General features: G+C 63.5%; 13 protein-coding genes. 3 read left to right on the top strand and 10 right to left on the bottom strand.

The window, feature by feature from the left end:
- Window positions 1-85: 85 nt before the first annotated feature.
- The 4 genes from CKW35_RS24005 to CKW35_RS23990 form a co-directional block, all read right to left on the bottom strand.
- Window positions 86-1,600 carry a DHA2 family efflux MFS transporter permease subunit gene (locus tag CKW35_RS24005; protein WP_095117036.1) on the bottom strand — a complete coding sequence of 505 codons (1,515 nt, stop codon included), beginning with the start codon at window positions 1,598-1,600 and terminating at the stop codon, window positions 86-88.
- Entirely contained in the window at window positions 1,590-2,735 is a 1,146-nt protein-coding gene (locus CKW35_RS24000) for an HlyD family secretion protein (protein WP_095117035.1), read from the bottom strand. Before CKW35_RS24000 ends, CKW35_RS24005 begins: the two co-directional genes overlap by 11 nt.
- A gap of 160 nt (window positions 2,736-2,895) precedes the next feature.
- Window positions 2,896-4,311: an efflux transporter outer membrane subunit gene (locus CKW35_RS23995; RefSeq protein WP_095117033.1), complete on the bottom strand. Its 1,416-nt coding sequence runs from the start codon at window positions 4,309-4,311 to the stop codon at window positions 2,896-2,898.
- 103 nt (window positions 4,312-4,414) lie between these two features.
- Window positions 4,415-5,125: a helix-turn-helix transcriptional regulator gene (locus CKW35_RS23990; RefSeq protein ID WP_016485577.1), complete on the bottom strand. Its 711-nt coding sequence runs from the start codon at window positions 5,123-5,125 to the stop codon at window positions 4,415-4,417.
- A 524-nt stretch (window positions 5,126-5,649) separates the two neighbouring features.
- Here CKW35_RS23990 and CKW35_RS23985 point away from each other — a divergent pair.
- Window positions 5,650-5,877, top strand: a complete 228-nt coding sequence (locus CKW35_RS23985) for a DUF3077 domain-containing protein (protein WP_023048213.1) — start codon at window positions 5,650-5,652, stop codon at window positions 5,875-5,877.
- A gap of 84 nt (window positions 5,878-5,961) precedes the next feature.
- Here CKW35_RS23985 and CKW35_RS23980 read toward each other — a convergent pair whose 3' ends face one another.
- The 5 genes from CKW35_RS23980 to lysA form a co-directional block, all read right to left on the bottom strand.
- Window positions 5,962-6,405 carry an acetyltransferase gene (locus CKW35_RS23980; RefSeq protein ID WP_016485579.1) on the bottom strand — a complete coding sequence of 148 codons (444 nt, stop codon included), beginning with the start codon at window positions 6,403-6,405 and terminating at the stop codon, window positions 5,962-5,964.
- Between the two features lie 609 nt (window positions 6,406-7,014).
- Complete coding sequence (locus tag CKW35_RS23970; protein WP_023048215.1) at window positions 7,015-9,501, bottom strand: TonB-dependent siderophore receptor; 2,487 nt, start codon at window positions 9,499-9,501, stop codon at window positions 7,015-7,017.
- A gap of 110 nt (window positions 9,502-9,611) precedes the next feature.
- Window positions 9,612-10,547: a FecR domain-containing protein gene (locus tag CKW35_RS23965; protein WP_016485581.1), complete on the bottom strand. Its 936-nt coding sequence runs from the start codon at window positions 10,545-10,547 to the stop codon at window positions 9,612-9,614.
- Between the two features lie 5 nt (window positions 10,548-10,552).
- Window positions 10,553-11,053 carry a sigma-70 family RNA polymerase sigma factor gene (locus CKW35_RS23960; protein ID WP_016485582.1) on the bottom strand — a complete coding sequence of 167 codons (501 nt, stop codon included), beginning with the start codon at window positions 11,051-11,053 and terminating at the stop codon, window positions 10,553-10,555.
- Between the two features lie 249 nt (window positions 11,054-11,302).
- A complete protein-coding gene (gene lysA, locus CKW35_RS23950; protein ID WP_095117029.1) occupies window positions 11,303-12,535 on the bottom strand; it encodes a diaminopimelate decarboxylase in 1,233 nt (410 codons plus the stop codon).
- Between the two features lie 123 nt (window positions 12,536-12,658).
- On the opposite strand from lysA, the gene CKW35_RS23945 reads away from it, so the two are divergent.
- Window positions 12,659-13,564: a LysR family transcriptional regulator gene (locus CKW35_RS23945; protein WP_016485584.1), complete on the top strand. Its 906-nt coding sequence runs from the start codon at window positions 12,659-12,661 to the stop codon at window positions 13,562-13,564.
- 91 nt (window positions 13,565-13,655) lie between these two features.
- Here CKW35_RS23945 and CKW35_RS23940 read toward each other — a convergent pair whose 3' ends face one another.
- Window positions 13,656-14,009 (bottom strand): hypothetical protein, encoded by a 354-nt coding sequence (locus tag CKW35_RS23940; protein ID WP_016485585.1) that lies wholly within the window; start codon window positions 14,007-14,009, stop codon window positions 13,656-13,658.
- Between the two features lie 273 nt (window positions 14,010-14,282).
- On the opposite strand from CKW35_RS23940, the gene CKW35_RS23935 reads away from it, so the two are divergent.
- The gene (locus tag CKW35_RS23935; RefSeq protein ID WP_023047423.1) at window positions 14,283-19,148 is read left to right on the top strand and encodes an NAD-glutamate dehydrogenase; all 4,866 of its coding nucleotides are present in this window, start codon (window positions 14,283-14,285) and stop codon (window positions 19,146-19,148) included.
- The last annotated feature ends 98 nt before the right edge of the window (window positions 19,149-19,246 follow it).

The following is a 19,246-nucleotide window of genomic DNA, read 5'->3' as shown; positions in this document are numbered from 1 at the left end:
GGCACCGCCGAAATGCGTGCGGTGCTGGGCCGCGCGCCGGGTGCGGCACTCTAAGCGCATGCTCCTGCAGGGAGATGTGTCGGCGTCACAATTGGTGTTTTGACCGTAACAGCAATGCCGCTACTGCACACCCGACCAACGCCAGGCACGCCAAGTAGAACGCATCACTGTAAGCCAGCAGGTAAGCCTCCCGCCGAATCGTCCCGGCCAGCCCCTCCAGCATCTGCTGCTGGTGCGGCAACCAGCTCTGTACTGTCTGGTTGATGCGCTCTTGCACGCCAGGCGCGAACACTGTCACCTGCTCGTGAATGCGCTCGCTGTGAAAGCGCTCACGGGTGGCCACCAGTTGCGTCAACCCGGCCGTGCCGATGGCTCCCCCCAGGTTGCGCAGCATGGAGAACACCGCCGAGGCCGAGCCGGCTTCACGCTTGTCCAGCCCGGCCACCGCCAGCACCGACAACGCCACCATGATGAAAGGCTGGCCAATACCGCGCACCACCGTGGACGGGATGATCACGTTGTCGGCACTGTCGGCGCTCAGGCTAGCCCCCAGCCAGCAGCCCAGGGCCATGATCAGAAAGCCGCTGGCGACCATGAACTTGGCGCTGGTCCAGCCCATCAGCCGGGGCATCAACGGCGCCAGCAGCAGCTGCACCACGCCATAGGCGATCAGCGCCACGCCGACATCGTGCGCGCTGAAACCCTGCAGCTGCGACAGGTAGTTGGGCACCAGAAAAACCAGGCCGAATGTGGCGGCGCCAAAGATGAACATCGCCACGCTGGCGACGCCGAAGTTGTAGCGCCCGAGCAAGCGCAGGTTGATGAAGGCGCGCTGGCCGAACAGCTGGGTCACCACGAACACCACCAGGGCAATGGCGGCGACCACACTCATGGCGACGATGAATGGCGAGCCGAACCCGTCCAGCCGGCCGCCTTCTTCCAGCACGATCTGCAAGCCACCCAGGCCGATCACCATGGCGGTGATACCCAGCCAGTCACCTTTGCGTAGCAGCTCAAGCTTCATGGGCTTGGCCTCGATCGACCAGGCGATGGCGAACAGCAGTGCAAGGCCGGGGAACAGTTGCAGATAAAAGATCCAGCGCCACGAATAGGCATCGCTCAGCCAGCCACCAATCGATGGCCCGGCCGCCTGCGCCACGCTGTTGGCCAGGCTGAACAGGGCCATGCCCATGGCCATCTTGCTGGCCGGCAGTTCGGTGATGATCAGCTGGAACGACAGGGGGATCAGCACCGCGCCCGCAGCACCCTGGATCACCCGGATGGCAATCATCGCCTCCAGGTTGGGCGCCCAGGAGCAGGCCACCGAAGCGATCAGGAAGATGAGCGAGCCGGTCCACATCACCCGGCGCAGCGAGAACACGTCCACCAGCCAGGCCGTCAGCGGAATCATCACGATTTCCGCTACCAGGTAGGCGGTGGAAATCCAGGAGCCTTCCTCGAAGCTGGCGCCCAGCGAGCCGCGGATTTCCGGCAGCGCGGCGCTGGTGACATGCACGTTCATGCCGGCCATGAAGCAGCCCAGCAGGCCGCCGAGCACCGCTACCCAGGCGCGCAGTGTGACCGTTGGTTCAGTGCCCATCGGCCACCTCTGCGGGGCGCGTGTCGACCGTGCTCACCACGGACATGCCGGGCAGTACCTGCGGGCCATCCAGCGGTGTGTCGAGCAAAATACGCACCGGGAAGCGCTGGACAATCTTGGTGAAGTTGCCGGTGGCATTGTCCGACGGCAGCAGTGCGAAGACATTGCCGGACGCTGGCGAGAAGCTGGCCACATGGCCGCGCAGTGGCTGGCTGACGAAGCTGTCGACGCGGATTTCTACCGGCTGCCCCGGGCGCATGTTGGCCAACTGGGTTTCCTTGAAATTGGCCACCACATAGGCCTGCTGCAGGGGTACCACGGCCAGCAGCGGCTGGCCCGGCACCACGTACTGGCCGGCACGTACGCGGCGTTGGCCGACCACGCCCGTGATCGGTGCGCGGATCACGGTGTCCTGTTCGTCCTGCTCGGCCAACTGTTGGCGGGCCTGCGCGCGGCTCAACGCTGCCGTGCGCTGTTGCAGTTCGGCGTCAGCCTGGGCTGACCGGGCCTTGGCCATGGCCAGTTGTGACCGTTGTTGGCGCAGCGCGGCCTGGGCACCTTGCAGCGCGGCTTGTGCCTGGGTGGCATGGGCGCTGGCGGTTTCCAGGCGCTGCACGGTCGCGGCCTCGTCTCGCACAAGGCCACGGTAGCGTTGCATGTCCAAGTCACTGCGCCGCTGTTCGGCAGTGGCACTGCGCATGGCTGCTTCAGCCTGCAAGATGGCTTGTTGTTGCTGGTTGATACGCTCGCTGGCCACCTGCTGGCGGGCCTGGGCGGCGATCAGTGCCGCCTGGGCCTCGGCCACACCTGCCCGTGCCTGGTCGAGGCGGGCGCGGTAGTCGCGGCTTTGCAGGCGCACCAGTACATCGCCGGCTTTCACGGGCTGGTCGTCAGCCACTGCGACCTCGGCCACGTAACCGGCCACGCGTGGGCTCAGGGCCACCCAGTCGGCGCGCACGTAGGCGTCGTCGGTGGTCTCCAGGTAGCGGCCGGTGGTGAGCCAGTAGCTGGTGAAGGCCAGCAGGGCGATTGCTGCCAGGCTACCGCTGGCGGTGTAGGCCAGGCGGCGACGGGATCTGGCTTTGGCCCGCTGTTCAGTTTCGGCTGGTGCGGTTTGTTCTACGGCGACATTCATGTACGGTTTCCATGCTTGATTTTTGGGGCTGCTGTGCAGCCCTTCGCGGGCACGCCCGCTCCCACAGGGATGGCGTTTTCTTCGGGCGCTGCGCAGTTCCTGTGGGAGCGGGTGTGCCCGCGAAGGGCCGCTAAGCGGCCCCATTTGTTGTTACCTGGAGCTACCACCGCCCGCCCAGGGCGCGGAACAGGTTGACCTGTGCCTGCGCCAGCTGCCCTCGGGCTTCTACGTGGCTGGCCCGCAGGCGGATCAGTTCTCGCTCGCTGTCGAGCAAGGCCAGCCCGTCCAAGGTGCCGGCGCGGTAGTTGCCCTGGGCCAGGGCATAGCCGCGCTGGCTGTGCGCCAGGGCTGCATCCAGTGCCTGCAACCGCTGCCGCTCACCGTCATAGCGTGCAAGGGCCTGGCGCACGTCCTTGAGCGCGCTCAGCGCCATACCGTGGTAATGGGCAACCTGCGCCTGCTGCAACGCCTCGGCTTTGCCGACCCTCGCGCGGTTGGCTTTCATATTCGGAAACTCCCAACGGATCAGCGGGCCAATGCCGAACATCACCGCGCGGCTGTCGCCGAGGTTGGCCAGGTGATGGTCCGAGGAGGTCAGCGAAGCGCCGAAGCTGACCTTCGGATACAGGTCGGCCCGGACGATGTCGGTTTCCAGGGTGGCAGCCTGCAGTTCCCGTTCTGCCTGGCGCACATCCGGCCGGCGTTCGAGCAAATGCCAACCATCGCCGGCCGGTAGCGGCGCCGACAGCGTGGGGATGGTTGTGCAAGTGGTGGTGTCGGCCAGCGAGGCCTGGCCACTGAGCATGCCAAGTTCGTAAAGCGCCATCTGCCGCCCAGCTGCGAGCATCGGCAGCTGCGCCCGCACTTGTTCCCGTAAGCCCAGCAGGCGCTCGCTGTCGAGGGCAGTGGCCACGCCCGCCTGGCGCTGGCGTTCGCTCAGTTGCACGCTGTGGTCGAGGGTTTGCAGGGACTGCTTAGCCTCGTCCAGGCGCGCCGTGTAGATGCACTGGTCGAGGTAGGCGCGGCTGGTCTGGGCGACCACTTGCAGGCGCACCAGATCCAGCGCCGCAGCGCTGGCTTCGGCCTGGGCCCGGGCGCGCTCGATGGCAGCACGCACCTGGCCCCAGACATCCACCTGATAGGCCAACTCGATGCCTGGGTTGAATTGCCATTGCGACGGCGCGTGGCTGTCGGTCGCCTCGGCCAGGGTCTGGTCATCGGCGCTCTTGCCATAGGTGGCGGCAAAGTCCATCGAGGTTGACGGCCAGCGCCTGGCATCGAACTCGCCTATCCCCGCCAGCATGGCCTGCACATTGGCTTCGGCCTGGGCCAGGTCCTGATTGTGCGCCAGGGCTTGCTGTACCCAGTGGTTAAGTTGAGGGTCCTGGAACAGCGCCCACCATTGTTGGGGCAATGGTTGCCGGCTGACACCCGCCGGCACATTCGCCAGCGGGTTGGCCAGCAGCGCTGCGGGTGGCTCGGCAGGTGCGGGTTGCCGGGTGCACGCCGCCAGCACGCCGAGTATGGCGAGTACGGCAAACCGGGCAGGGGAGGGAAATGAAGGCAGTAAGGGCATCACACATGTCGCTCAAGGGTGGTGATGCGAGGTTAACGAGGGTGGGGCGCCCGCCGCTGCCGCAAGCGGGACAACCCTGCGCGCAAGTGGGACAACCTGGAGCTCAGTACCCGCGCGCAGTACTGTTTTGCCAATCACTCGGCGCGTAGCCGAGGATGCGCTTGAACATGGCGGCAAAGGCGCTGGCGCTCTGGTAGCCGTGCTCCAGCGCCACGTTCAGGATGGGTTGGCCATCGGCCAGGCATTGCTGGCTGAGCATCACCCGGGCACGGGCGCGCCATTCGCCATACGACATGCCCACCTCACGCTGGAACAGCCGTGCCACGCTGCGGGCACTCATGTTCAGTTGCGCGCCGCATTGTTCCAGCGTCAGGTCCTGGGCCGGGTCCTGCAGGAAGCGCTCGCACCAGGCGCGCAGTTTCGCCTGGTGCGGCAACGGCACAAAGGCATCGATGCGCCTGGCAGTGGCCAACTCAAGCTGGATCAGTGCCCGCACGTGCTCGCCGTCACGCAGGTCGAGCATGCGTGACGCAGCCAGGATCAGTTCGTGCAGCAGGCCGGTTACCACGATGACCTGGCAGCGCTCGATACGTGCTTCGAGCAGCAAGGTCCGCATGCAGACCACGCCTTCCATGCGGATGGCATGGCTGACCCCGGCGGGCATCCACAACGCATGCCCGCCAGGGATCACCCAGCTACCGCCTTCGCTGCTGACCCGCATGACGCCGCTGGCGGCGTAGATCAGCTGATCTTCGGCGTGGCAGTGGCTGGCCACTTCTTCGCCGTGTCCGTAGTCCATTTCCAATGCTTGCATGCGGGGCATCCTCGGTATTGGATCCGATTATACGGCGGTTTATTGATGCTTGATTGCGAAGGTTGGCGGTTCGGCGCAATTATTCATCGCCTGCGAGATCGAGCGCCGCCCGCGCGGCGCTCGGTCTTGTAGGCGCTGAAAATGTTGCGGCAAGCACCTGGTGGCCCTGACCGATCCCTTGGCAGGCACCTCAAAGCCATCCCCTGTAAGACATTTCTGAACATGAAACCAAACGCTTCAGAATCAACCCGCTTAGGAATTATCCTACGCGCGCTGCTGAACTATCGCCGTTGTCGGCGAAGTACCTCAGGGATAACGTTTTCGCGTCGCTCCGGCGACCGGGCATGAGAACCCGACAGTCAAGCTAGCAGCACCTTCATGGTGGCCGTACGTGGGCGGGCTTTCGCCTGGCCGGGCCTTTGCTAGCTTCTGCCCGGTTTTCTCACACCTGCGTACGGCTGCCGCCTTCAATCCATGAGAAAGATTCAGGTGGTGGTTCCTTCCCTAGAAGCTGGAATTACACAATGAAAAAGCTCGTCCCCGATCCACAGGATCTGCTGCGGGTCCAGCCCGGCATTCCTATCGATGATGCCTATGAGCAAGTTTCGATCCTGCTGAGCTACATCAAGCATCTGCTGCGCGAAGGCGATATGGAGGACGACCACAAATTCCTGGGCGCCGCCGATTACCTCACGGCGTTGGCCAAGGCATTGATGAACGAAGTCGAACTGACCAAAAATACCTTGCGCTGAACGGCTGCCCTGGGGGGCCGCTTTGCGGCCCTTTTTGCGACACATGGCCCGATGGACCGGTCCATCGCGGTGTGTGCCTTCTAGTCATGTCTTGGTGGGCAAGCTCATATGCAGCAAGGGGAACGGCCGGCCTTCGCCATCCAGCGGCGAGCGGCCGGTCTGGACGAAGCCGTAGTGCTCGTAGAACCCTGTTGCCTGGGGGTTCTGCTCGTTGACATCGACACTCATCGCGTTACGCGACTGCCGGCCAAAATCCAGCAGCGCACGGCCAATACCCTGGCCATGTCGCTCGGGGTCGACGAAGAGCATTTCCACGTGGTTTTCATTGAAACCGATGAAGCCCAACGGCTGGTCATCGGTATCTACTGCAACCCACAGCTCGACGGCCGGAAAGTACACGTCTTGCAGCTGTGGCAACAGCGCGTCGATGTCGGACGGTTGCAGAAAGTGGTGTGTGGCGCGTACGGCGCGCAGCCAGATGTCGAGCAGCTGCGGGAAGTCTGCAGCAATGCCTTGGCGAATGATCATAGGGTCATCCTGAATGTATAGATGGCAGATGGGCGCGCCAAAAGGTGGCGGCCATGCAGGTGTCGGCATCATGAATGACCGCTTCGCGATTTAACGCCTGGGCGGTGCACGGCAGGGGAAGCCGGAAGGGAAGATGGCAGAAGGTTACCCGGATTGCGCAGTGTGGGGCAATGCAGCCTGAGTCGGGTTTCCGGTTTTTACTCGACCGCAATCCATATCGATGCTGGAATTGAGTCCGCACGTCATGGCCATGGCCGGGAGCCCCAATGAACCGCAACGAACTGCGCAAGGCCGATATCAACCTGATGGTGGTGTTCGAAGCCCTGATGCAGGAGCGCAACCATGTCCCCGGTTTAAAATGTCAACGATGTCTCCGGTCTGTACCCTGGACAAGCCCGCTCCCACAAGTAGCGTGCTTGCGCCCTCATAGAACGACCGCCAGCCCGTTTATCCAGCACGGGCTTTGTGGGAGCGGGCTTGTCCCGCGAACACCGGCAAAGCCGGTGCCAGGCACCGCCTGTTCCATTCGCGGAACAAGCCTGCCCCCACAAGTGGCTTACCTGCCGTCTTTGTTCTCTGCACAATCTCCCACAACTGCGTCGTGATCGCTTAGAACGTGCCTTGCAAGGTCACCATGAAATTGCGTGGCTCACCATAGAAATTGCCCCACGCCGGCGCACCGATGGTGGCGTAGTACTTCTTGTCGAACAGGTTGTTGCCGTTTAGCGCGACTGTCCAGTTCGGGTCGATGCGATACTGCACGCGGCCGTTCCATACGGTGTAGCCTGCCTGCTCGACGCGGGTAGTGCCGGTGGTGCGGAAGTTCTCGCTCTGGCTGTTCAGGCCGGCGCCGACGGTGAAGCGCTCCAGTGCACCGCCCAGCTGGTAGTCACCCCACACCTTGAGCATGTGCCGCGGGATGAAGCTGGAGGTGAAGGTCAGCTCGGTGGGGTCGCTGTCTTCGATGGTATTCAGGTATTTGGTCTGGGTGTAGGTGTAGCCTGCAAGCAGCTGTAATCGCTCGATCGGCGAGCCGCTGATCTCAGCCTCGAAACCCTGGGCACGAACCTTGCCGCTGTCGGTGTAGCAATAGCCGTCGCCTGACGGGCAGGCTTCGTTGTAGTCGGTTTCCGCACGGTGTTTCTCCACAGTGCGGAACAGGTTGAACGAGGTGTTCAATGCGCCGTCAAGCAGTTCGCCCTTGATGCCAATCTCGTAGTTTGCACCGGTCTTGGGCTGAAGCGACTGCCGCTCGGCGTTCACCTTGTCGCTCTGCGGCTGGAAGATGTCGGCGTAGCTGGCGTAGGCGGTCCACTGCTCGTTCAGGTCGTACAGCACGGCGGCGAACGGCGTGACCTGGCCGTTTTCCTGGCTACGGTTATTCACCCAGTAATCGTAGAGCTGGGTATAGGAGTCGCTCTTGTTGCGGTACCAGCTGACCCGTGCGCCCAGCACCAGGGTCAGCGGCTCTGCCAGCTTCAGCCGCAGGTTGGCGTAAGTGCCATATTGGGTGGTGGTGGAATCGGTTGGCACGCTGCCACCGCGGCTCGGGTTGACCAGATAATCGCCTTTGGACGGGTGTGGGAAGTTCGAGGTTGGGTTGAATGGGTCCTGCTTGGCGTTCAGCAGCATCAACGCGAAGTAATCATGGGTTTTCTGCCGGCTGGCGTTGGCGCCGATGATCAGCTCGTGCTGCAAGCCGAACGCCTCGAACTTGCCATCGACATAGCTATCGAAGCCGTAGTCGTCCTGGTCGTAGTCGAAGCGGCCGGCGCGCACGTTCATGCTGGCGGTGCTGGCGCCGACCGGCACCGTACCTTCGGAGTAGGCGTATTCGATGTCCTGGGTGTTGTGGGTGTAGATCGAGGCGAAGTTCAGCGTCCAGTCATCATTGAAGCGGTGCTTGAGGTCGGCAAAACCGGTAATACGCTGGCTTTGCAGGTCGTTCCAGCTGGCCCCCAGGCAGGTAGAGCGCGACAGCTTCAGGTCACTGCCATTGGCGTAGCGTGGCAGGCCGGAATAGCACGGTGTGGCATCGACATCCTCGTAGGCCAGGCCAAAGCCAAGGGTGGTGTCGGCGGTGACGTCCCAGTCGATGGCACCGTACAGTATCTGGTCCTGGCGCTTGGCCGTGTCATAGAAGTACTGGCGGTCCTGCAGCGAGGCCACGGCGCGCCCGCGCACGGTGCCCGACTCGTTCAGCGGGCCGCCTACATCTACTTGGCCGCGGTAGTTGTCCCAGCTGCCGGCAGACAGGGTGACGGTGGTGGTGGCCTTTTCCTGGCCACGCTTGCGTACGAAGTTGACGCCGCCGGCGGAGGAGCCGGAGCCCTTCATCATGCCGGCCGCGCCCTTGAGGATTTCGACGCGGTCGTAGAACGCCATGTCGCTGGAAAAGCTGTTGGCCTGCACGTAGTTGCCGCCCACGTCCAGCGGCACGCCGTCATACTGGTACTGGCCGTCCAGGTTGAAACCACGGGAGTAGAAGTACTTGCCGCCCATGGGCGAGTCGTACACGGTGATGCCCGGGGTCTTGTCCAGCACCTGTTCCAGCGTATTGAGGTTCTGGTCGTCGAGCATCTTGCGGGTCATCACGGTGACCGACTGCGGGGTTTCCTTCAGCGTGTGCACGCCTTTGCCGATGGTTACTGCACGTGCCGTGTACGATTGGGTGCCCTCGCTGGTGGCGTCCAGCCGGTTGGCATCGATGTTCAGTGGGCCCAGTTCCATGGCCGCGCCGTTGTTGGCAGGCATCAGCACGTAGCCGCCATTGCCCTGGCGTTGTGCCTGCAAGCCGCTATTGGCCAACAGCCGCACCAGCCCTTCCTCGATGCTGTAGCTGCCTTCCAGGCCGGCGCTGCTCAAGTGGCGGGTCTGGGCGGTGTCGAACGAAATGGTCACGCCCGCCTGCACGCCGAACTGGGTGATGGCATTGCCCAGCGGGCCAGCGGCGACGTGGTAGGCGGTCTGGCTTTGGGCCATGGCCTGGGCAGGCATCAGCAGCAGGCCCGGCGCGCTGGCCAGGGACATGCCGAACAGCACCAGGCGTACGGCCTGGCTCAGCTTGGTTGCAGGGGTAGGGTGCAGGTGAGGCATTTCGTGATCCTTCCGAGTCATGGCAGAAAGTCGCTGTCGTCGCGGCTTGTGTCAGGGACGGACGAGAATCGAAATCAGCAAGATTGCGGCGAAAGTTTTTTCGCAATTGCTCAGGCGGGTTCCACACTCACCCAATAGCGGCTGAGGTAGCGCAGCTTCACGGGCAGTGTTTTTGGCAGGTTGGCCAAGGCGATATCGGTGTCGTCGATGCGGAATGCGCCGGATATGCTCATGGCCTGGATCGACGAGGCGCAGCGCAACACCCCTGGCCGATAACGCCCCAGCTCTTCGAGGAAGTCGCCCAGGCGCCAGTCGTTCACACTCAACATGCCATGCCGCCAGGCAGTCGAGTCAACGGGCAGGGCGTGCGGGGTGGCGAAGTCATTCTGGTCAAAACTCACCTGCTGCCCGGCTTGCAGTTGCAGCCTCCGCTCAACGTGGCGCTGCGGGCGAACCTCGACACTGGCCTGCAGTACCCCGACGCGCGTCTTGTGCGCGAGTTTGCGGATGCTGAACTCGGTGCTGCGGGCAAGGATACTGCCGTCCTCGGTGTGCACGATGAACGGACGGTGCTGCACCTCGCTGACAGGCCTGACCAGTATTTCTCCCTGGTACAGCTGAATCGCCCGCACCTTCGTGTCATAGCGTACATCCAGCGCGGTACCCACGTTCAGCTCCAGCTGCGAGCCGTCCGCCAGCGCTAGGGTGCGTCGCTCACCCGTGCCGGTGCGTTGCTGTGCCAGCAAGGCGCGATAGGGCACCTGTTCGGCTGCCAGCCAGCTGCCGCCACCCATGGCAACCAGCAGGCCCAGCACTTTCAGCACATCGCGGCGCTGCGCCTGCGCAGCGCCAAGGCTGGACAATGCTGCTTGCGCGGGCACCATGGCCCATTGCTGCTGCAGCTTCTCCACCCGCGCCCAGGCGGCAGCGTGGTGCGGGCTGGCCTGCAGCCATTGCCGCCACGCCTGGGTGCGGGTCTCGTCGCAGGCGCCATCGTTGAGCTGCACATACCAGGTGGCAGCGGCTTCGAGTGTCTTGAGATCCATCGCGTTCAGCCTTCAACTACCAGCAGGCAGCGGGTCATCGCCTTGATCAGGTGGTTCTTCACGGTGGTAACCGACACGCCGAAACGCTCAGCCGCAGCACCGTAGGTCAGGCCTTCAAGTTGAACGGCAAGGAAAATGGCGCGGGTCTTGGCGCCGAGTTCGTCGAGCAGGCTGTCCACGGCCACCAGCATTTCTATGATGGACAAGCGCACCTCCGGCGAGACGTCAACCGGCTCCGGGCGCAGGGCCAGGGCTTGGAGGTAGGCTTTTTCGATGGAGCGACGGCGGGCTTTGTCGATCAGCAGCGCGCGGGCTATAGCGCTGAGGTAGCTGCGCGGCTCGCGGATCGGCAACGGATTACGCGCGGTCATTACCCGCAAGAACGTGTCGTGCGCCAGGTCGGAAGCATCGGCGGCGTTGCCCAGGCGGGCGCGCAGCCAGCCCTTCAGCCAGCTGTTGTTTTCGCTGTACAGCTGGTGCAGGGCCTGGGGATCGAGCGTCGACATGCGTCAAGACCGCAATATTAATGGGAATTGATCGCATTGTCGTAGTAGGGCGGGCTGATTGCAAGGATCGTGTGCATGCACACAGCCTTGTGGGAGCGGGCGTGCCCGCGAAACAGGCAACACGTTGGATGGCACCGGCTCTGCCGGTGTTCGCGGGCATGCCCGCTCCCACAGAGGTTGCGCCAGCTTCTGGATCCTGAGCAAGGCAGTTGCTCACACAAAGGCAGGACGCACACATTGAAAACGTTGTTAGAACCCGGCCTCCAGGCTCAGCAGCTCCTGCACCGTCTGCCGCCGGCGAATCATCCGCAGCGCCCCGTCCTCGATCAGAAACTCCGGCAGTAACGGCCGGCTGTTGTAGTTCGACGACATCGATGCACCGTAGGCGCCGGCATCATGGATCACCAGCAGGTCGCCCACCTGTGCCTGGGGCAGGTCCTGCGGGGTCAGTTCCTGGTCATCCTGGGTGAACACGTCACCCGATTCGCACAATGGCCCGGCCACAACAGTCGGCTGCCGTGGGCGGTCCACCGGCTGGCCGTTGGCGTCGAGCAGGGTCATGCCGTGGTAAGCGCCGTACATCGCTGGCCGCATCAGGTCGTTGAAGCCGGCGTCGATCATGACGAAGATATTGCGGCCCACTTGCTTGACGGCGCGCACTTCAGCCACGAGGTAGCCAGACTCCGCCACCAGGAAGCGCCCTGGCTCGATTTCCATGCGCACGGTGTGGCCCAGCATCGCTTCGATTTCCTTGCGCGCCACCGCCCAGGTCTGGGCGTAGCGCTGCAGGTCGACCGGCTTGTCGGTGCTGCGGTAAGGGGTGGACAGCCCGCCACCTATGGAGAAGGCCTCGATGTCCACGCCCAGGCGGCCGATCAGCTCGATCATCGAGCGAGCCACCTGTTCCAGGTGCTGGTAGTCCACCCCGGAACCAATGTGCATGTGCACGCCTACCAGGTGCAGGCCATGGGCCTTGATGCATGCCAGCGCCTCGTCCAGTTCCTCGTGCCAGATGCCGTGCTTGCTGTTTTCGCCGCCGGTGTTGGTCTTGCGGCTGTGGCCATGGCCGAAGCCCGGGTTGATGCGGACCCACACGCGGTGGCCGGGCGAGCGCTCACCCAGTTGGCGCAGCATGTCGATGGAGCCGGCGTTGACTTCGATCTTTTCTGCTACTACCCGCTCCAGGGTTGGCCGGTCCAGCGCGTCGCAGGTCAGCACCACGCCCGCAGGGTCACCGTGCACGCTCGCGCCCGCGGCGAAGGCACGCTCCATCTCGCCCAGTGACACGGCGTCCAGCATCAGGCCGTGGGCGCGCATCAGGCGCAGTACGTGCAGGTTGGGGTTGGCTTTCTGGGCGAAACGCACGGTGTCGAACACGTTCAGTTGCTCGACACGCTCAGCGATGGTGCTAGCGTCGTACGCCCACAGCGGCGAGCCGTGCTGGCGAACCGCCTCGGCCAGGAGGGGGAAGGGTGCGGTCATGGTGGCGCAACTCATATAAGGAAGGCCACAAGGATGAGCCAAAGCGGGAATTCATAAAAATAGCTATTTTTCCGTCAGTCATTCATATCTGATATACCCATCGTCTACTCATCGGGTATTGCCGTGAAACTGTCCGTGCGCCACATCGAAGTGTTCCGCGCCATCATGGCCGCCGGCAGTGTTACCGGTGCGGCGCGCCTGCTGTTCACCTCGCAGCCCACCGTTAGCCGCGAACTGGCGCGGCTGGAGCAGGTGACTGGCCTGAACCTGTTCGAACGCGAGGGAGGGCGCCTGGTGGCGACCGCCCAGGCGCTGCTGTTGATCGAAGAAGTCGAGCGGGCCTACGTCGGGCTGGAGCGGATCGATCGCTTTGCCCAGGCCATCCGCAATTTCGAGCAGGGGCGGCTGGCCATCACCTGCCTGCCGTTGTTTTCACAGACCTTGCTGCCCAAGGCCTGCCAGCGCTTCCACCAGCAGCACCGCGGCGTGAGCGTGAGCATCCTGGCGCAGGAATCGCCGTTGCTGGAGGAGTCACTGGTCGCCCAGCAGCATGACCTTGGCCTGACCGAGGTGGAGCAGATACCGCGCGGCGCTTATGGCGAACTGCTGTTCAGCGCCAACATGGTGTGCGTGCTGCCCGAGCATCACCCGTTGCGGGCCAAGGCCGAGTTGGAGCTGAGCGATTTTCACGAGGTCGATTTCATCAACCTGGCCAGCCTGGACACCTACCGCCAGCGCCTGGACCAGCACTTTCGTGCGGCGGGGGTGAACCGCCGCACGGTGATCGAGACCACCAGTGCCGCCTCGGTGTGCGCCATGGTCAGGCAAGGCCTAGGGGTGGCGATCATCAACCCGCTGAGCGGGCTGGAGGCGGCACAGGGCGGGTTGCCGATCCGCAGGTTGCGGGTGTCGGTGCCGTACCAGGTGATGCTGATACGCCCCGACCACCGGCCGGCATCGGCAGCGGTGGAGCCGTTTTGCGAGGCGCTGCGGGTGCAGGCTAAAGCAATGCAGGCAGCATTGCGCTAGCGCCTGACTCTCCCAAGGGGTTTTGTGCTGCCTGTGCCGGCGATGAGGCCAGTACAGGCAACAACGGTCGGCCCTATGTGCAATCTGCGGTTCAGAGTTCGCAGACGAAGGTCCCGGTCCCGGTCAGGATGTTTTCCAGGGTTTGCTTCACTTCGTCCAGGTCACTCAGGTCGCTGGTGAGGTGGATCTCCAGCACCTCGTCCCCCTTAAGCGCATCCTGGTCGCCGGCCGCCACTTCGATCAGCAGGCGCTTGGCACTCAGCGTCACCTTCAGCCCATCGAGCGTCGACGGCTCGTCATCCAGGGTCAGGTCGACGGTGTCTTCGTCCGGGTAGCGGGTAAGCAGGAACATCTGACCCTTGTCGCTGTGGCAGCACAGGGTCGCCATGTTGTCTTCCTCGTCATCGCAAGGGGTGGCGAACAGCAGGGCGGTGTTGATTTGCATGAGCAGGCTCGGATCAAAGGAAACGGAAGGGAATTCTGACAGTCTTGCGTACAGGCATAAACGTAAAGTTACCGCCCCTTGACCGAAATTGTCGCAGCGCTGCAAGCGTTGATGACCGATCAGTCGTTAAGCTTCGCCGAGCCCTGAGCGTGCCTGTGCACGTTCGACGCCTGGTTTTACCGTCCGCCTTGCCACGGGTTGGCTATCGTTGATCCGTACACGGCGCACGCAGCGACGCTTCAATTATTACAAAGCCCAAGCGGAGTACCACAGATGGCGTTCTTCACCGCAGCCAGCAAAGCCGACTTCCAGCATCAACTGCAAGCGGCCCTGGCGCAGCACATCAGCGAACAGTCCCTGCCACAAGTGGCGCTGTTCGCCGAGCAGTTCTTCGGCATCATCTCTCTGGACGAACTCACCCAACGCAGGCTTTCCGACCTGGCCGGCTGCACCCTGTCAGCCTGGCGCATCATCGAGCGTTTCGACCCCGAATACCCGCAAGTGCGGGTGTATAACCCTGATTACGAACGCAATGGTTGGCAATCGACCCATACCGTGGTCGAAGTGCTGCACCACGACCTGCCGTTCCTGGTCGACTCGGTGCGCACCGAGCTCAACCGCCGCGGCTACAGCATCCATACCCTGCAAACCACCGTGCTCAGCGTGCGTCGTGGTGCCAAGGGCGAGCTGCTGGAGCTGCTGCCCAAGGGCACACAGGGCGAGGGCGTGCGTCATGAGTCGCTGATGTACCTGGAGATCGACCGTTGCGCCAATGCCGCCGAACTGACCGTGCTGACCCGCGAGATCGAGCAGGTGCTGGCCGAGGTACGGGTGGCCGTGGCCGACTTCGAACCGATGAAGGCCAAGCTGCGTGAAGTGGTGGCGCAGGTGGAGCAGACCGCCTTTGGTCCTGCCCAGAACGAGAAGGGCGAGGTCAAAGCCTTCCTCGAGTGGCTGCTGGACAACCATTTCACCTTCCTGGGCTATGAAGAATTCACCGTCAAGCGCGACGCCGACGGCGGCCAGATGGTCTACGACGAGCAGTCGTTCCTCGGCCTGCCGCGCCGCCTGCGCGTGGGGCTGACGGCCGAAGAGCTGCGCATCGAAGACTACGCCGTGGCCTACCTCAACGAACCACTGTTGCTGTCGTTCGCCAAGGCCGCACTGCCCAGCCGCGTGCACCGCCCGGCCTACCCGGACTACGTGTCGATCCGCCAGCTGGACGCCGACGGCAAAGTCATCAAGGAACACCGCTTCATGGGCCTGTACACCTCTTCGGTGTATGGCGAAAGCGTGCATGCCATTCCGTACATCCGTGTGAAGGTGGCTGAAGTCGAGCGCCGTTCGGGCTTCGACGCCAAGGCCCACCTGGGCAAGGAACTGGCCCAGGTGCTGGAAGTGCTGCCGCGCGACGACCTGTTCCAGACGCCGATCGACGAGCTGTTCACCACCGTCATGGCGATCGTGCAGATCCAGGAGCGCAACAAGATCCGCGTGTTCCTGCGCAAGGACCCTTACGGCCGCTTCTGCTACTGCCTGGCCTACGTCCCGCGGGAAATCTACTCCACCGAAGTGCGGCAGAAGATCCAGCAGGTGCTGATGGAGCGCCTGAAGGCCAGCGACTGCGAATTCTGGACCTTCTTCTCCGAGTCGGTGCTGGCACGCGTGCAGCTGATTTTGCGGGTAGACCCGAAAAACCGCATCGACATCGACCCGCAGCAGCTGGAACGCGAAGTGATCCAGGCTTGCCGCTCGTGGCAAGACGACTACTCGACCCTGGTGGTCGAGAACTTTGGTGAAGCCCAAGGCACCAACATCCTGGCCGATTTCCCCAAGGGCTTCCCGGCCGGGTACCGTGAGCGCTTCGCCGCGCACTCGGCGGTGGTCGACCTGCAGCACGTGCTGAACCTGTCGGAAAGCAAGCCGCTGGCGATGAGCTTCTACCAGCCGCTGACCCAGGTGGGCGAGCGCATCCTGCACTGCAAGCTGTACCACGCCGATACGCCCCTGGCGCTGTCCGATGTGCTGCCGATCCTGGAAAACCTCGGCCTGCGTGTGCTCGGCGAGTTTCCGTACCGCCTGCGCCATGCCAATGGCCGCGAGTACTGGATCCACGACTTCGCCTTCACCTACAGCGAAGGCCTGAGCCTGGATATCCAGCAGCTCAATGACACCCTGCAGGACGCTTTCATCCACATCGTGGGCGGCGATGCCGAGAACGATGCCTTCAACCGGCTGGTGCTCACCGCCGGCCTGCCATGGCGTGACGTTGCGCTGTTGCGCGCCTACGCCCGTTACATGAAGCAGATTCGTCTGGGCTTTGACCTGGGCTACATCGCCAGCACCCTGAACAACCACACCGACATTGCCCGCGAGCTGACCCGGTTGTTCAAGACCCGCTTCTACCTGGCACGCAAGCTCACCCAGGACGACCTGGACGACAAGCAACTGCGCCTGGAGCAAGCGATCCTGACCGCGCTGGACGACGTGCAGGTGCTCAATGAAGACCGCATCCTGCGCCGCTACCTGGACCTGATCAAGGCTACCCTGCGCACCAACTTCTACCAGCCGGACACCAACGGCCAGAACAAGTCGTACTTCAGCTTCAAGTTCAACCCCAAGCTGATCCCCGAACTGCCCAAACCAGTCCCCAAGTTCGAAATCTTCGTCTATTCGCCGCGGGTAGAGGGCGTGCACCTGCGCTTTGGCAACGTCGCCCGTGGCGGCCTGCGCTGGTCTGACCGTGAGGAAGACTTCCGTACCGAGGTGCTGGGCCTGGTGAAAGCCCAGCAGGTGAAGAACTCGGTCATCGTACCGGTCGGCGCCAAGGGTGGCTTCCTGCCGCGTCGCCTGCCGCTGGGGGGGAGCCGTGACGAGATCGCCGCGGAAGGCGTGGCGTGCTATCGCATCTTCATTTCCGGCCTGCTCGACATCACCGACAACCTCAAGGACGGCGGCGTGGTGCCTCCGGCCAACGTGGTGCGCCACGACGATGACGACCCATACCTGGTGGTGGCGGCCGACAAGGGCACGGCGACTTTCTCCGACATCGCCAACGGCATTGCCATCGACTACGGCTTCTGGCTGGGCGATGCGTTCGCCTCGGGCGGCTCCGCCGGTTACGACCACAAGAAGATGGGTATTACCGCGCGCGGCGCCTGGGTTGGTGTGCAACGCCACTTCCGCGAGCGCGGCATCAACGTGCAGGAAGACCCGATCACCGTGATTGGCGTGGGCGACATGGCCGGCGACGTGTTCGGCAACGGCCTGCTGATGTCCGACAAGCTGCAACTGGTGGCGGCGTTCAACCACCTGCACATCTTCATTGACCCGAACCCGGAGCCTGCGTCCAGCTTTGCCGAGCGCAAGCGCCTGTTCGACCTGCCGCGTTCGGCCTGGAGCGATTACGACACCAGCATCATGTCCGAAGGCGGCGGGATTTTCCCGCGCAGTGCCAAGAGCATCGCCATCAGCCCGCAGATGAAAGAGCGCTTCGCCATCGAAGCCGACCGCCTGACCCCGACCGAGCTGCTCAACGCGTTGCTCAAGGCACCGGTCGACCTGTTGTGGAACGGCGGCATTGGTACTTACGTGAAGGCCAGCACCGAAAGCCACGCCGATGTTGGCGACAAGGCCAACGACGCGCTGCGGGTCAATGGCAACGAACTGCGCTGCAAAGTGGTGGGTGAGGGCGGCAACCTGGGCATGACCCAGCTCGGCCGGGTCGAGTTCGGCCTGAACGGCGGCGCCACCAACACCGACTTCATCGATAACGCCGGCGGCGTGGACTGCTCCGACCACGAGGTCAACATCAAGATCCTGCTCAACGAAGTGGTGCAGGGTGGCGACATGACCGAGAAGCAGCGCAACCAGCTGCTCGGCAGCATGACCGACGAAGTGGGCGCCCTGGTGCTGGGCAACAACTACAAGCAGACCCAGGCGCTATCGCTGGCGGCCCGTCGTGCCCGCGAGCGGATTGCCGAGTACAAGCGCCTGATGGCCGACCTGGAAGCCCGTGGCAAGCTGGACCGTGCCATCGAGTTCCTGCCGTCCGAAGAGCAGTTGGCCGAACGCCTGGCGGCCGGCCAGGGCCTGACCCGCGCCGAGCTGTCGGTGCTGATTTCGTACAGCAAGATCGACCTCAAGGAACAGCTGCTTAAGTCGCTGGTGCCAGACGACGACTACCTGACCCGCGACATGGAAACCGCCTTCCCGCCGTCGCTGGTCAGCAAGTTCGCCGACTCCATGCGCCGCCACCGCCTGAAGCGTGAAATCGTCAGCACCCAGATCGCCAACGACCTGGTCAACAACATGGGTATCACCTTCGTCCAGCGCCTGAAGGAGTCGACCGGCATGAGCCCGGCGAACGTGGCCGGGGCCTACGTGATCGTGCGCGACATCTTCCACCTGCCGCACTGGTTCCGCCAGATCGAGGCACTGGATTACCAGGTGCCGGCAGAAGTCCAGCTGACCCTGATGGACGAACTGATGCGCCTGGGCCGCCGTGCCACGCGCTGGTTCCTGCGCAGCCGCCGTAACGAGCAGGACGCTGGGCGTGATACCGCACACTTCGGGCCGAAAGTCGCGCAACTGGGGCTCAAGCTCGATGAACTGCTCGAAGGCCCGACCCGCGAACGCTGGATGGTTCGCTATCAAGGCTTTGTCGACGCCGGTGTTCCAGAGTTGCTGGCGCGCATGGTGGCGGGTACCAGCCACCTCTACACCTTGCTGCCGATCATTGAAGCAGCCGACGTCACGGGCCACGACCCGGCGCAGGTGGCCAAGGCGTTCTTTGCCGTGGGGAGTGCTTTGGACCTGACCTGGTACCTGCAGGAAATCAGTAACTTGCCGGTTGAGAACAACTGGCAGGCGCTGGCCCGCGAAGCCTTCCGCGACGATATCGACCTGCAGCAGCGGGCGATCACCATCTCGGTCTTGCAAATGGCCGATGCGCCGGATGACATGGACGCCCGTGTGGCATTGTGGGCTGAACAGCACCGGGTCATGGTGGAGCGCTGGCGCGCCATGCTGGACGACCTGCGCAACGCCACCGGTACCGACTATGCGATGTACGCGGTGGCCAACCGCGAGCTGGTCGACCTGGCCATGAGCGGGCAGGCGGCGGTGGTACCGTCCTGAGCCTTGGGGTGCGGTAAAACAAAGCCCCGGCAGTGATGCCGGGGCTTTTCTTTTGTCTGTACCGGCCTCTTCGCGGGGCAAGGGCCCTCCCATAGGTG

The organism is Pseudomonas sp. Irchel 3F3, from assembly GCF_900187545.1.
Taxonomy (GTDB): Bacteria; Pseudomonadota; Gammaproteobacteria; order Pseudomonadales; family Pseudomonadaceae; genus Aquipseudomonas; species Aquipseudomonas fortuita.
Note: the sequence above shows the minus strand (reverse complement) of the source record. Positions and strands in the feature narration are given on the sequence as shown.

Excerpts from the sequence above, each read along its gene's own strand:
- lysA (WP_095117029.1), bottom strand. The coding sequence starts at position 12,535 with ATGACCGCACCCTTCCCCCTCCTGGCCGAGGCGGTTCGCCAGCACGGC.
- CKW35_RS23980 (WP_016485579.1), bottom strand. The coding sequence starts at position 6,405 with ATGATCATTCGCCAAGGCATTGCTGCAGACTTCCCGCAGCTGCTCGAC.
- CKW35_RS24000 (WP_095117035.1), bottom strand. The coding sequence starts at position 2,735 with ATGAATGTCGCCGTAGAACAAACCGCACCAGCCGAAACTGAACAGCGG.
- CKW35_RS23960 (WP_016485582.1), bottom strand. The coding sequence starts at position 11,053 with ATGTCGACGCTCGATCCCCAGGCCCTGCACCAGCTGTACAGCGAAAAC.
- CKW35_RS24005 (WP_095117036.1), bottom strand. The coding sequence starts at position 1,600 with ATGGGCACTGAACCAACGGTCACACTGCGCGCCTGGGTAGCGGTGCTC.
- CKW35_RS23940 (WP_016485585.1), bottom strand. The coding sequence starts at position 14,009 with ATGCAAATCAACACCGCCCTGCTGTTCGCCACCCCTTGCGATGACGAG.
- CKW35_RS23990 (WP_016485577.1), bottom strand. The coding sequence starts at position 5,125 with ATGCAAGCATTGGAAATGGACTACGGACACGGCGAAGAAGTGGCCAGC.
- CKW35_RS23935 (WP_023047423.1), top strand. The coding sequence starts at position 14,283 with ATGGCGTTCTTCACCGCAGCCAGCAAAGCCGACTTCCAGCATCAACTG.
- CKW35_RS23985 (WP_023048213.1), top strand. The coding sequence starts at position 5,650 with ATGAAAAAGCTCGTCCCCGATCCACAGGATCTGCTGCGGGTCCAGCCC.
- CKW35_RS23995 (WP_095117033.1), bottom strand. The coding sequence starts at position 4,311 with ATGCCCTTACTGCCTTCATTTCCCTCCCCTGCCCGGTTTGCCGTACTC.
- CKW35_RS23970 (WP_023048215.1), bottom strand. The coding sequence starts at position 9,501 with ATGCCTCACCTGCACCCTACCCCTGCAACCAAGCTGAGCCAGGCCGTA.
- CKW35_RS23965 (WP_016485581.1), bottom strand. The coding sequence starts at position 10,547 with ATGGATCTCAAGACACTCGAAGCCGCTGCCACCTGGTATGTGCAGCTC.